Genomic DNA, 14,102 nt, shown 5'->3' on the forward strand with positions numbered 1-14,102 from the left:
GAATGTTATACTCTTCGAAAATCTCTTCAAACCGCGTCAACGACGCCTTGCCGTAGGTATGGTTACTGACTTCGTCAGTTCTATCCACAACCTCAAAACACTGTTTTGAGCAACCTGTGGCTAGTTTGCTTTTTGATTTTCATTGAGTATTAGAAAGAGGTTTATATGGTTTCATATGATTTTTCAAGAGTGTTCCAATTTTTACCAACCTTATGGCAGGCTCTTCCGATGACCTTGTCCATTCTCTTTTTTACTACAATCCTTGGTTCCCTTTTCGGTGGCTTACTGGCTTGGGCTCAAGTGGGAGAAGATAAGACTTTTGCAGGTCTTTCTAAGGGTTATATTTTCACTCTTCGCTGTACTCCTCCTATTGTTTTACTATTCCTTGTCTTTTATGGTTTACCTGAATTTTTAAAATGGTGGTTGAATTTAGATATCAACAACTGGTCTAAGACGGTCTTCGTCTTATTCACCATGGTCTTGCTATTTGCGGCTATCATTGCAGAAGTATTTAAGGCTTCTTATCAGGCAATTCCCAAAGGTCAGATGGAAGCTGGAGTCAGTATTGGTCTGACCCCTAGTCAGACATTTTGGAGAATCATTTTTCCTCAGGCTTTTCAAGTGGCTCTTCCAAATATGACGACCGCTATTCTAAATTTGATGCGGGACGCTGCCCTAGCATATACGATTGGTTTTGTGGATGTCATGGGGGCTGGGAATCTCTTAATCAGTCGTAATTTGGGGAATTACTCTCTTGAAACCTATACAGCGGTTGCCATTCTTTATTGGGGTGTAGCCTTAGCTGTTTCCTTCTTGAGTCGCTTGTTAGAAAAATCTTTGGAAACGAAAGGGAGATAGGATATGGATTTAGACTATATTGCAAAAACCTTTTTAGAGACCTTAAAAGGGGTACCGACCACCTTGATTATCATGATTGTAGCCATGGTCTTAAGTTTTCTACCAGCCTTGTTTTTAGCTCTGGGACAAATATATAAAGTCAAAGGTGTTCGAACTTTCTCTCTCGTGTATCTAGCTTTTATAAGAGCAACACCTCCGATTTTGCTGATTCTTTTCTTTTATAGTTTGTTTCCGAGTTTGCTCAATCAATTTCTCAAAAGCATAGGAAGTGATGTTGATATCTTTAAACTCAATCCGATCTATTATGCTTTTATTATCTATAGTTTGATGACGACAGGTAGTTTATCAGAAATCTTACGTTCGGCTATTTTGACTGTGGATAAGGGACAATTAGAAGCTGCACAAGCGATTGGCTTAACCACTAGTCAAGCTTATGTGAGGATTATTTTTCCACAGGCCTTGCGATCAGCCCTGCCCAATCTGGCTAATCTAGTTATAAATATTGTAAAAGGAACCTCTTTGGTCTTTGTGATGACCATTAAGGATATTACAGCTATTGCCCGTGTTGAAGCATCTTATGGTTATCAGTATTTTGAATCCTATTTTGTGATCTTTTTACAGTACATTCTTATTTGCGGATTGATTCAATGGGGCTTTTCAATCTTAGAGAAACGCTATATTCGAAGAGAACAGGGACAAGTAGTGCCCCGTACAGGTTTAGCATAGGAGGAGACAATGTTACAAGTAGAACATGTTGCAAAAAAATTTGGAGACAGACAAGTCTTAGAAGATGTTAATCTCAAGGTCAACCAAGGGGATGTGGTTGTAATATTGGGGCCATCTGGATCAGGTAAAACGACTTTTCTCAGATGTCTCAATCATTTAGAAAAAGCCGATAGTGGCTCTTTGAAGCTTGCTGACAAAGACTACGATCTTGGCAAATTGACCAAAAAAGATATTTTAGAAATTCGCCAGAAGACCGCCTTTGTTTTTCAACATTATAATTTATTTGCTAATAAAACGGCCTTGGAAAATATTTTGGAGGGCCTGGTGATTGCTCGGAAAATTCCTAAGGAAGAAGCAACTAAACGTGCGGAAGTTGCCTTAGAAAAGGTTGGTTTACTAGCTTATAAAGATTATTATCCTTCTCAGCTTTCTGGAGGTCAGCAACAACGAATCGGTATTGCCCGTGCCATCGCTGTGAAACCAGAGGTCATTTTATTAGATGAGCCGACATCGGCCTTGGATCCAGAGTTGGTAGGGGATGTTTTAGATGTTTTAAAACAGTTAGCTAAAGAAGGAGTTACTATGGTAGTAGTGACACATGAGATGGGTTTTGCTAGAGATGTAGCCAATCATGTCATTTTTATGGATGGCGGGAAAATTGTTGAAGAAAATAATGCCCATGATTTCTTTAGTCGCCCACAGGAAGAACGAACCAAGCAATTTTTGGCACGAATTCTTTCGGATGCGACCTATAGTGTAGAATATATGATTTGATAGATAGGCTTATCAGGGCAAAAATCAATCCCCCGAGCGTTAAGGCCTGGGGGATTTTTCTATAGGAGGGCTAGTTTAGTTCTCTTTTTTGTTTTTTAGTAAGAACCCGAGACCGAGAAGGGCAAGGAGACTAATTCCTGCAAACAGGAGTTTGTGATCGTTTTTGGTTCCTGTATTTGGAAGTTCAGCTTGTTTAGCTAGAGGCGCAGGTATATTTTCCTTGCTAGGGTTTTCTACTGATTCGTTTTGAACAGCTTCACTTACAGATGATGCTTGTGCTTCTTGTGCTGGTTGTTCAGCTTGTGAATCAGCTGTAGCTTGGCTAGGTTTATTTTCTGCATCAGCTACTTTTGCATCTGGTTTTGCAGAATCAGGTTTAGTTTGTGGAGCTGGAGTTTGCTGTTCCGGTTTGACGACTCGGTTTGACATATTGTCTTGGATATTATATTGCCCTTGTTCTTGTTTTAAGCTAGAAAGGTCAAATTCTGGTTTTTCTTCCACAGCTGGGGCAACGATGGCACCGCCTTGAGAGATTCTAAGAACAGTAGCTGTAAGGGCATTTAATTTCAAGCCTTTTTCAGTCCATTCGAGTCCTTTCGGGTTGGCAATTCCTACTGGCCCTGCTTGGTTTTCATCTGCTAAAACTTCAGCATTTCTGAGGTGGGCAAAGGCAGTTCCCAAATTAAATTCGCGAGCTTTTTCGTCCGCATTGACAAAGACTGCGTAGATGTCTCCATTTGGAGCAGTGATTTGGTAGCCAATTACTACGTCCTCTTTTGCCACACCATTTTGGCCTGGGACAGTGATGAGGTGGACACGGTCTTTGATATCTTGGAGACTCTTAAGTCGGAAGGCGTCTGTAGATTGACGAAGGGCAATCAACCCTTTCATATAGTCATGGCTCTTGACATTTTCAGGATAGGCTTCTCCATCTGTAGCCTTAGTCCAGTCAAACTTGTTAATAGCATCACTCGAATCGTAAGAGTCATGGATGAAGTAAGGATAGTCAAATGGATTGCCGTCCTTATCACGCAACAAGTGAGATTTGTTTGGAACCTTATCCTCCGATACTGGAGTCTTGTAGGCTGGGTCACGGAATTGTTTAGTACGTCCGTATTCCTGACCAGAGTGGATAAACGGAGTTCCTTGAGATGTCAAGACCATGAGGTTTCCAAGTCGCAAACGACGGTGGATTTCAGCATAGTTCTCAGCCTTGCTTGGGTCTTTTTTGATAGACTGGGCGATGATGTCAAAGAGGGTCAAGTTATCATGGGCTGCGATGTATTGGATGACATCTCCAGGGCTGTCAGCTTCAAAGTTGGTTGGTTGAGCAATGATATTTTTGAAGATGGTGTTGATATCACGCTTGCCACCTGTGATAAAGGCAGGTTGACCTTCGTTTGGATAACCAGACTTGAGGTTGTTACGAATGTCATCTGAAAAGACAGCGACTGTATCGGTATGTTTCATCCAATCTTGGTCAGCAGCTTTAGTAGGCATGTTCTCATCACCTGCATAGGTTCTCCAACCTTCACCAAGCATGATTAAGTGTGGATTGAGGGCGCGTGCGGCCTTGTACGCTTCTTCAATAGAAGCTGCATCATGGTCTCCCATCATATCGAAGCGGAATCCATCCACTTTGTAGGTATCAACTAGATATTTGATAGAGTCAACTAGGAGTCGTTTGGTCATATGGTGGGTTGTCCCCAAGCGTCCACCACCAAAGCTAGTGCGAGGTGTCCCATCAGCATCCATAAAGTGGTAGTAGTTTGGCTCTAAATCTTCAAAGATATCGACCTTGGCTGTATGGTTATACACTACATCTAGGATAGCTCCCATACCACGTTTGTGGATCTCGTTGATGAGGTTTTTAAATTCTGCGATTCGTTTTTCTGGATTTTTAGGATCGCTTGAATACATACCAGTCAAGGAGAAGTAGTTTTGAGGATCATATCCCCAGTTATAGTTGCTGTTGCTTGAAGCATAGTCAGACAAGCGTTCATGGTTTTTCAATTCATTGACAAAGTAGTAAGACAAGACTGGAAGGAGCTGGATGTGGGTTACACCCAAGTCTTTGAGATAGTCTAGTTTTTCAATAAATGCTTCAAAGGTACCAAATGGTTTGGTTAAGTCTTTTGCAATGGCAGGATCTGAAGTAAAGTCACGCACATGAGCTTCGTAGATAACGGCATCTTCACGAGTCTTGAAATTGTGAATCTTACCATAAGTCAAGTCTTGAGGTCCGAGTTTGGCTGGATCTACAAAGGCGGCTTTAGCCACTTTATGGGCATCGTCAATCTTAGCATCGTCACTATTCCAAGCAGCGAGGGACTTAGCGTAAGGATCGAGTGCAAGAACAGTTTTACCTTGACGTTCGATTTGGTATTGATAATAGTATCCAGTGAAATCTGTGATTCCGAGTTTGTTTGTGCTATCTAGAGTTTGTTTCCAAGTTCCTCTTTCCCCTTTTTCAAGAGCGACAGTTCCAACCACTTTTTCAGGGTTATTCTTGTCGTAGACAACGACAGAAACCTTGTCAGCACTTGGTGACCAAAGGGTTAAATCAACTTGTTTTCCTTCTTCTTTTAGGTCAGCTCCAAGTTTGCCATCATAACTGTAAGTCTCATCTTTCAGACGCCAGCTTGTTTTGGTAGTGAATTGGTCAGCGTTGTAGCTCACGGTATAAGGATGTTTTGTGTCCGAGAAATCTCCACTGTAGGTCACTTTCTTACCAGCTTCATCGATTGCAACATCGGTGATAGCTACTTTATTTCCTAGGTGATTAGTGATGTTGGAGTGTTTGAGGATATCCTCTTTTTTAGCACCGACAAGTGTTGAAAAACTACTCTCAATGCTAGAAGTGCCTACGTGTTGGGCTCCTGTCATACGGATATCATGGACATAGTATGGATTTGTGTAAATCGATTCATCATCGTCTTTTAGGAAAATTTGGCTATGATTTTTTAAATCTGTGAACTTATAATCTTCTTTACGGATTTTCACATCGTCTCCTTGTTTGTTTCTGTCTAGTAATAAAAATCCAAGGTCTTTAGCTGCATCTTTGAGTGGAATATCGATATAGCGACCATATTTGCCTGTAGCCGTAAAATCTGTTCCGTTAGGCCATTCACCACTACTTGGATTTTTCACATCTCCCCAGTACCAGAGAGATTTCTTGTCATAGTTGCCATCTGTACGGTAGTAGTTGACGCGAATAGTTCCTGCAGGTTGTGGCTCGTAAGAGAAAACCTTGTGTTCTTGGTCCAACCAAGCCTCATTCATATTTGGTGCCAGTTTTTCTATCGATTTATCGCCGGTTAGATTTTTCCCAGCTGTATTATTGATGAGGAAGCTAATTTTCTTGGCTTGTTCTCCCTTTAATTTGACATCTAGGTAGTAGCCATAGTCATCTTTTTTGGCATCCTTAAAGGACAAGGCTCCGTTAGGCCAGTTTTCAGATGGTTTTTCAACATCGTCCCAAGTCCATAGTCCTTGAGCATCCTTGTTTTCTTCAGGAAGCTTTTTGACATGGATACGGAAGTAGTTGTCTTCTATTGGTTCTTCTGCCTTAGTTTCAGTCGTTACTGGACTCGTAGAAGTAGTTGGTTCACTTGAACGATCTTGTCCGGTTTGTGGGGCTGAATCGGCGGGAGTTGCAGCAGGAGTAGTTGGCTCTGTTGCAGGTTTTTCTTCTGTTTTCTTTAGGGAAGCGTTTGCACTATCGGGTGAAGAAAAATCGCTTTCGTTCTTGCCAGCGATGTTTGTTGCATCAGTAAGAGGTTGAGTAAGGGAGGTCGTATTTCTGTTGCTGGGTTCGTTAGTGGTTGGTGTATTTTCGTTTGCTGAGATAGTTGGTGTAGCCATGGCAAGCAGAATAAGGCTTGCTCCAATAAGGACAGAACCAGTTCCATTTTTGAGGGAACGGATGCTGTAGACCATTTTTTTCTCAGTTTGAGATGGTATTTTTCTCATAATGATTCTCCAATCAATAAATTTCTATCATCAGTATAGCACTTAGTAAAATAAGATGCAAGCGTTTTCCTAAAATTAAAATAAAAGAAAAAATCGCAACAAATTTTGTTACGATTAAGCCAGTATTTCTTATAGGAAAAGATTTTGTCAAAAAATCGTTAATCCCCTTGAAAAATCTAGCTAAATAGGGTATAATATGAATAATCATTTGTCGTAGGTTTTGTCTGAAATATTGTCCAGACAAGGCTCACAGCAGTTAAATCTTCTGAAGAAGTCAGATTTAGCTGCTCTTTTTGTGCTTTTTTTCAGGATTTTGAGTGCTTGTAACAAAGACTTAAAGATTCTGAAAATTTATCAAGAGGACACGGTGATAGGGGTTTTTAAAACCATATGACGATTAGAAAAGCCTGATTGACAAGGCTTGGAACTTATTTACAAAGGAGAATCATCTTGGCAGGACATGACGTTCAATACGGGAAACATCGTACCCGTCGTAGTTTTTCAAGAATCAAAGAAGTTCTTGACTTACCAAATTTGATTGAAATTCAAACTGACTCATTCAAAGATTTCCTAGACCATGGTCTTAAGGAAGTATTTGAAGATGTATTGCCAATTTCAAACTTCACAGACACAATGGAGTTGGAATTTGTTGGATATGAAATCAAGGAACCAAAATACACGCTAGAAGAAGCTCGTATCCACGATGCTAGCTACTCAGCACCAATTTTTGTAACCTTCCGCTTGATCAATAAAGAAACAGGCGAAATCAAAACCCAAGAAGTTTTCTTTGGTGATTTCCCAATCATGACTGAAATGGGTACTTTCATCATCAATGGTGGTGAACGTATCATCGTATCTCAGTTGGTCCGCTCACCAGGTGTTTACTTTAACGATAAAGTTGATAAAAACGGTAAAGTGGGGTACGGGTCAACTGTTATCCCTAACCGTGGAGCTTGGTTGGAACTTGAAAGCGACTCAAAAGATATTGCCTACACTCGTATCGACCGTACTCGTAAGATTCCATTTACAACATTGGTTCGTGCGCTTGGTTTCTCAGGTGATGATGAAATCTTTGATATCTTTGGTGATAGCGAATTGGTTCGCAACACTGTTGAAAAAGATATCCACAAGAATCCAATGGACTCTCGTACCGACGAAGCTTTGAAAGAAATTTACGAACGCCTTCGTCCAGGTGAGCCTAAGACTGCTGAAAGCTCACGTAGCTTGCTTGTAGCTCGTTTCTTTGACCCACGTCGTTATGACTTGGCAGCTGTCGGTCGTTACAAAATCAATAAAAAACTCAATGTTAAAACACGCTTGCTTAACCAAACTATTGCTGAGCCATTGGTAGACCCTGAAACAGGCGAAATCTTGGTAGAAGCTGGAACAGTCATGACTCGTAGCGTGATTGAAAGCATTGAAAGCCATTTAGATGGCGACTTGAACAAGATTGTTTACATTCCAAATGATGCAGCGGTTGTGACTGAGCCAGTTGTTCTTCAAAAATTCAAGGTTGTTGCTCCAACTGATCCAGACCGTGTTGTAACGATCATCGGTAATGCTAATCCAGATGACAAGGTTCGTATCGTCACTCCTGCAGATATCCTTGCTGAGATGAGCTACTTCCTCAACTTGGCTGAAGGGCTTGGCCGTGTAGATGATATCGACCACCTTGGAAACCGTCGTATCCGTGCGGTTGGTGAATTGCTTGCTAACCAAGTACGTCTTGGACTTTCTCGTATGGAACGTAATGTCCGTGAACGGATGTCTGTCCAGGACAACGAAATCTTGACACCACAACAAATTATCAATATCCGTCCTGTAACAGCTGCGGTTAAAGAATTCTTTGGTTCATCACAGTTGTCACAGTTCATGGACCAACACAACCCACTTTCTGAGTTGTCTCACAAACGCCGTTTGTCAGCCTTGGGGCCTGGTGGTTTGACACGTGACCGTGCTGGATATGAAGTACGTGACGTGCACTACACTCACTACGGTCGTATGTGTCCAATCGAGACACCTGAAGGACCTAACATCGGTTTGATCAATAACTTGTCATCTTACGGACACTTGAACAAATATGGTTTTGTTCAAACACCATACCGTAAAGTTGACCGTGAAACAGGTGTTGTTACGAACGAAATCGTTTGGTTGACAGCCGATGAAGAAGATGAATTTACTGTAGCACAGGCTAATTCTCGTCTGAATGAAGATGGAACATTTGCTGAGAAAGTTGTCATGGGACGTCACCAAGGGGTCAACCAAGAGTATCCAGCTAATGTTGTTGACTACATGGACGTATCACCAAAACAGGTAGTTGCCGTTGCGACAGCATGTATTCCTTTCTTGGAAAACGATGACTCCAACCGTGCCCTCATGGGAGCCAACATGCAACGTCAGGCTGTGCCGTTGATTGATCCTAAAGCACCTTACGTTGGTACTGGTATGGAATACCAAGCAGCCCACGATTCTGGAGCGGCTGTGATTGCCCAGTATGATGGTAAAGTTACTTACGCAGATGCTGACAAGGTAGAAGTACGCCGTGAAGATGGTTCATTAGATGTTTACCACATCCAAAAATTCCGTCGTTCAAACTCAGGTACTGCCTATAACCAACGCACTCTCGTAAAAGTTGGCGATGTCGTTGAAAAAGGCGACTTTATCGCTGACGGACCTTCTATGGAAAATGGGGAAATGGCGCTTGGACAAAACCCAATCGTTGCCTACATGACTTGGGAAGGTTACAACTTCGAGGATGCCGTTATCATGAGCGAACGCTTGGTGAAAGACGATGTCTACACATCTGTTCACCTTGAAGAATACGAATCAGAAACGCGTGATACAAAGCTCGGGCCTGAAGAAATTACGCGTGAAATTCCAAACGTTGGTGAAGATGCCCTTAAAGACCTTGACGAAATGGGTATTATCCGTATCGGTGCTGAGGTTAAAGAAGGTGATATCCTTGTAGGTAAAGTAACACCTAAGGGTGAGAAAGATCTTTCAGCTGAAGAACGTCTCTTGCACGCTATCTTCGGAGATAAATCTCGTGAAGTGCGCGATACTTCTCTTCGTGTACCACACGGTGCCGATGGTGTCGTTCGTGATGTTAAGATCTTTACACGTGCAAATGGAGATGAGTTGCAATCAGGTGTCAACATGCTGGTTCGCGTCTACATCGCTCAAAAACGTAAGATCAAGGTCGGAGATAAGATGGCCGGACGTCACGGAAATAAAGGGGTTGTCTCTCGTATCGTTCCTGTAGAAGATATGCCTTACCTTCCAGATGGAACTCCAGTCGATATCATGTTGAACCCACTTGGGGTGCCATCACGTATGAATATCGGTCAGGTTATGGAACTCCACCTTGGGATGGCAGCTCGTACTCTTGGTATTCACATCGCAACACCAGTCTTTGACGGAGCAAGTTCTGAAGATCTTTGGTCAACTGTTAAAGAAGCTGGTATGGATAGCGATGCCAAAACAATCCTTTACGATGGACGTACAGGTGAACCATTTGATAACCGTGTTTCTGTCGGAGTCATGTACATGATCAAACTCCACCACATGGTTGATGATAAATTGCACGCGCGTTCAGTCGGACCTTACTCAACCGTTACTCAACAACCACTTGGAGGTAAAGCTCAGTTTGGTGGACAACGTTTCGGTGAGATGGAGGTTTGGGCTCTTGAAGCCTACGGTGCATCAAATGTCCTTCAAGAAATCTTGACTTACAAGTCTGACGATATCAACGGACGTTTGAAAGCTTATGAAGCTATTACAAAAGGAAAACCAATTCCAAAACCAGGTGTTCCAGAATCCTTCCGAGTTCTTGTCAAAGAATTGCAATCTCTTGGTCTTGACATGCGAGTCCTTGACGAAGATGATCAAGAAGTGGAACTTCGTGACTTGGATGAAGGAATGGACGAAGATGTCATCCACGTAGATGACCTTGAAAAAGCCCGCGAAAAAGCAGCACAAGAGGCTAAAGCAGCCTTTGAAGCTGAAGAAGCTGAGAAAGCAACAAAAGCGGAAGCAACAGAAGAAACTGCTGAATAAGAATAAGCAGTTCACTTAGAATAGAAAGGGAAGAAATAGTGGTTGATGTAAATCGTTTTAAAAGTATGCAAATCACCCTAGCTTCTCCAAGCAAAGTCCGTTCATGGTCTTATGGAGAAGTCAAAAAACCTGAAACAATCAATTACCGTACCTTGAAACCAGAACGTGAAGGACTATTTGATGAAGTTATCTTTGGTCCTACAAAAGACTGGGAATGTGCTTGTGGTAAGTACAAACGCATTCGTTACAGAGGAATTGTTTGTGACCGTTGTGGGGTTGAAGTAACGCGTACAAAAGTTCGTCGTGAGCGTATGGGGCACATTGAGTTGAAAGCTCCTGTATCTCACATCTGGTACTTCAAGGGGATTCCAAGCCGTATGGGCTTGACCCTTGATATGAGCCCTCGTGCCCTCGAGGAAGTTATCTACTTTGCAGCTTATGTGGTGATTGATCCTAAGGATACACCACTTGAGCACAAGTCTATCATGACAGAGCGCGAATACCGTGAGCGCTTGCGTGAGTATGGTTATGGATCATTCGTTGCCAAGATGGGTGCCGAAGCTATCCAAGACCTTCTAAAACAAGTAGATCTTGAAAAAGAAATTGCTGAACTCAAAGAAGAGTTGAAAACAGCTACTGGACAAAAACGTGTCAAAGCTATCCGTCGTTTGGATGTTTTGGATGCCTTTTACAAGTCTGGAAACAAACCTGAATGGATGATTCTCAACATCCTTCCGGTTATTCCACCAGATCTTCGTCCAATGTTGCAGTTGGATGGTGGCCGTTTTGCCTCATCTGACTTGAATGACCTTTACCGCCGTGTTATCAACCGTAACAACCGTTTGGCTCGTTTGCTTGAGTTGAATGCACCAGGTATTATTGTTCAAAATGAGAAGCGTATGCTTCAAGAAGCGGTTGACGCTTTGATTGACAATGGTCGTCGTGGTCGTCCAATCACAGGACCAGGTAGCCGTCCTCTTAAATCATTGAGCCACATGCTTAAAGGTAAACAAGGACGCTTCCGTCAAAACTTGCTCGGTAAACGTGTTGACTTTTCAGGACGTTCCGTTATCGCCGTTGGTCCAACTCTTAAGATGTACCAATGTGGTGTGCCACGTGAAATGGCTATTGAGCTCTTTAAACCATTCGTGATGCGTGAAATTGTTGCCCGTGATATCGTGCAAAACGTCAAAGCGGCTAAACGCTTGGTCGAACGCGGAGATGAGCGTATCTGGGATATTCTTGAAGAAGTGATTAAAGAACACCCAGTGCTTTTGAACCGCGCACCGACCCTTCACCGTTTGGGTATCCAAGCCTTCGAGCCAGTCTTGATTGATGGTAAGGCCCTTCGCTTGCACCCACTTGTCTGTGAAGCCTACAATGCTGACTTTGACGGGGACCAAATGGCCATCCACGTACCGCTTTCAGAAGAAGCCCAAGCAGAAGCTCGTATCTTGATGCTCGCTGCTGAGCATATCTTGAACCCGAAAGATGGTAAACCAGTTGTTACACCATCTCAGGACATGGTTTTGGGTAACTACTACTTGACCATGGAAGAAGCTAGTCGTGAAGGTGAAGGAATGGTCTTCAAGGACCGTGACGAAGCGGTTATGGCTTACCGTAATGGTTATGTTCACCTCCATTCACGTGTTGGTATTGCAACAGATAGCCTCAACAAACCATGGACAGAAGAGCAAAAACACAAGGTCTTGCTTACAACAGTTGGTAAAATCCTTTTCAACGACATCATGCCAGAGGGTCTACCATACTTGCAAGAACCAAACAATGCCAACTTGACAGAAGGCGTTCCAGCTAAATACTTCTTGCCACTTGGTGGAGATATCAAGGAAGCTATCAGCAATCTTGAACTTAACCCTCCATTCAAGAAGAAAAACCTTGGAAATATCATTGCTGAAATCTTCAAACGTTTCCGTACGACAGAAACTTCTGCCCTACTTGACCGTATGAAGAACCTCGGTTACCACCACTCAACTCTTGCAGGATTGACAGTGGGTATTGCCGATATCCCAGTCGTTGATGACAAGGCTGAAATCATTGAAGAATCACACAAACGTGTAGAACAAATCACAAAACAATTCCGTCGTGGTATGATCACAGACGACGAGCGTTACAATGCCGTTACAGCTGAATGGCGTGCTGCCCGTGAAAAACTTGAGAAACGCTTGATTGCCAACCAAGATCCTAAGAACCCAATCGTTATGATGATGGACTCTGGAGCCCGTGGTAATATCTCAAACTTCTCACAGCTTGCCGGTATGCGTGGTCTGATGGCGGCTCCGAACGGACGTATCATGGAATTGCCAATCCTTTCAAACTTCCGCGAAGGTTTGTCAGTACTCGAAATGTTCTTCTCAACTCACGGTGCCCGTAAAGGTATGACCGATACGGCCCTTAAGACAGCCGACTCAGGTTACTTGACTCGTCGTTTGGTTGACGTTGCCCAAGACGTTATCATCCGTGAGGACGACTGTGGAACTGACCGTGGTCTCTTGATCCGTTCTATCGCAGAAGGAAAAGAGATGATCGAGTCTCTAGAAGAACGTCTCAACGGTCGTTACACTAAGAAAACCGTTAAACATCCAGAAACTGGTGCAGTGATCATTGGTCCAAATGAGTTGATTACAGAAGACAAGGCGCGTGAAATTGTCAATGCTGGTGTGGAAGAAGTGACTATCCGTTCCGTATTTACATGTAACACTCGTCATGGTGTCTGCCGTCACTGTTACGGTATCAACTTGGCGACTGGTGATGCGGTTGAAGTTGGTGAAGCAGTTGGAACAATCGCTGCCCAATCTATCGGGGAACCTGGTACACAGCTTACAATGCGTACCTTCCACACGGGTGGGGTTGCCTCAAATACCGATATCACTCAGGGTCTTCCTCGTGTCCAAGAAATCTTTGAAGCCCGCAACCCTAAAGGGGAAGCGGTTATCACAGAGGTTAAAGGACAAGTTACTGCCATCGAAGAAGATGCATCAACTCGTACTAAGAAAGTCTTTGTTAAGGGTGAAACTGGCGAAGGTGAATATGTCGTTCCATTTACAGCTCGTATGCGTGTTGAAGTTGGGGACCAAGTAGCGCGTGGTGCTGCTCTTACAGAAGGTTCTATCCAACCGAAACGTCTCCTTGCTGTTCGCGATGTCTTGTCAGTTGAGACTTATCTTCTCGGTGAAGTACAAAAAGTTTACCGTAGTCAAGGGGTAGAAATCGGTGACAAACACATCGAGGTAATGGTTCGTCAAATGATCCGTAAAGTCCGTGTCATGGATCCAGGTGACACAGATCTTCTCATGGGTACCCTCATGGATATCAATGACTTTACAGATGCCAACAAAGATGTCCTTATCGCAGGTGGAGTTCCAGCGACAGGTCGCCCAGTCCTTATGGGAATTACCAAAGCCTCACTTGAAACCAACAGTTTCTTGTCAGCGGCTTCCTTCCAGGAAACAACTCGTGTCCTTACAGATGCAGCTATCCGCGGTAAGAAAGATCATCTCCTTGGACTTAAAGAAAATGTTATCATCGGTAAGATCATCCCAGCAGGTACTGGTATGGCCCGTTACCGTAACCTTGAACCACATGCTGTCAATGAAGAAGAATACCTTAATCCTCCAGTAGAGGAAGAAGGAAATGAAGAAACAACAGAAGTAGTTGTGGATACTGCCGTTGAAACTGTGGAAGAAACAGTAGAATAA

General features: G+C 43.1%; 6 protein-coding genes. 5 read left to right on the forward strand and 1 reads right to left on the reverse strand.

Going from position 1 to position 14,102, the window contains the following annotated elements:
* The first annotated feature begins 165 nt into the window (after positions 1-165).
* From O3664_RS07255 to O3664_RS07265, 3 genes are read left to right on the forward strand one after another with little or no spacing between them, the layout of a single operon-like run.
* Positions 166-858, forward strand: coding sequence for an amino acid ABC transporter permease (locus O3664_RS07255; protein WP_004256697.1), 693 nt, complete (start codon positions 166-168; stop codon positions 856-858).
* A gap of 3 nt (positions 859-861) precedes the next feature.
* The gene (locus tag O3664_RS07260; RefSeq protein WP_033686286.1) at positions 862-1,584 is read left to right on the forward strand and encodes an amino acid ABC transporter permease; all 723 of its coding nucleotides are present in this window, start codon (positions 862-864) and stop codon (positions 1,582-1,584) included.
* A gap of 9 nt (positions 1,585-1,593) precedes the next feature.
* The gene (locus O3664_RS07265; RefSeq protein ID WP_084947842.1) at positions 1,594-2,358 is read left to right on the forward strand and encodes an amino acid ABC transporter ATP-binding protein; all 765 of its coding nucleotides are present in this window, start codon (positions 1,594-1,596) and stop codon (positions 2,356-2,358) included.
* A gap of 75 nt (positions 2,359-2,433) precedes the next feature.
* Here the strand turns inward: O3664_RS07265 and O3664_RS07270 are convergent, their stop codons facing one another.
* Positions 2,434-6,330 (reverse strand): pullulanase, encoded by a 3,897-nt coding sequence (locus O3664_RS07270; protein WP_371613825.1) that lies wholly within the window; start codon positions 6,328-6,330, stop codon positions 2,434-2,436.
* A gap of 450 nt (positions 6,331-6,780) precedes the next feature.
* Here O3664_RS07270 and rpoB point away from each other — a divergent pair, with 450 nt between their 5' ends.
* Complete coding sequence (gene rpoB / locus O3664_RS07275; protein ID WP_371613826.1) at positions 6,781-10,386, forward strand: DNA-directed RNA polymerase subunit beta; 3,606 nt, start codon at positions 6,781-6,783, stop codon at positions 10,384-10,386.
* A gap of 38 nt (positions 10,387-10,424) precedes the next feature.
* A complete protein-coding gene (rpoC, locus tag O3664_RS07280) occupies positions 10,425-14,102 on the forward strand; it encodes a DNA-directed RNA polymerase subunit beta' (protein ID WP_371613827.1) in 3,678 nt (1,225 codons plus the stop codon).

It is taken from the genome of Streptococcus sp. 27098_8_109 (assembly GCF_041432295.1).
Classification (GTDB): domain Bacteria; phylum Bacillota; class Bacilli; order Lactobacillales; family Streptococcaceae; genus Streptococcus.

Coding starts and splice junctions, on each gene's coding strand:
- O3664_RS07255 (WP_004256697.1), top strand. CDS start 166: ATGGTTTCATATGATTTTTCAAGAGTGTTCCAATTTTTACCAACCTTA.
- O3664_RS07260 (WP_033686286.1), top strand. CDS start 862: ATGGATTTAGACTATATTGCAAAAACCTTTTTAGAGACCTTAAAAGGG.
- O3664_RS07265 (WP_084947842.1), top strand. CDS start 1,594: ATGTTACAAGTAGAACATGTTGCAAAAAAATTTGGAGACAGACAAGTC.
- O3664_RS07270 (WP_371613825.1), bottom strand. CDS start 6,330: ATGAGAAAAATACCATCTCAAACTGAGAAAAAAATGGTCTACAGCATC.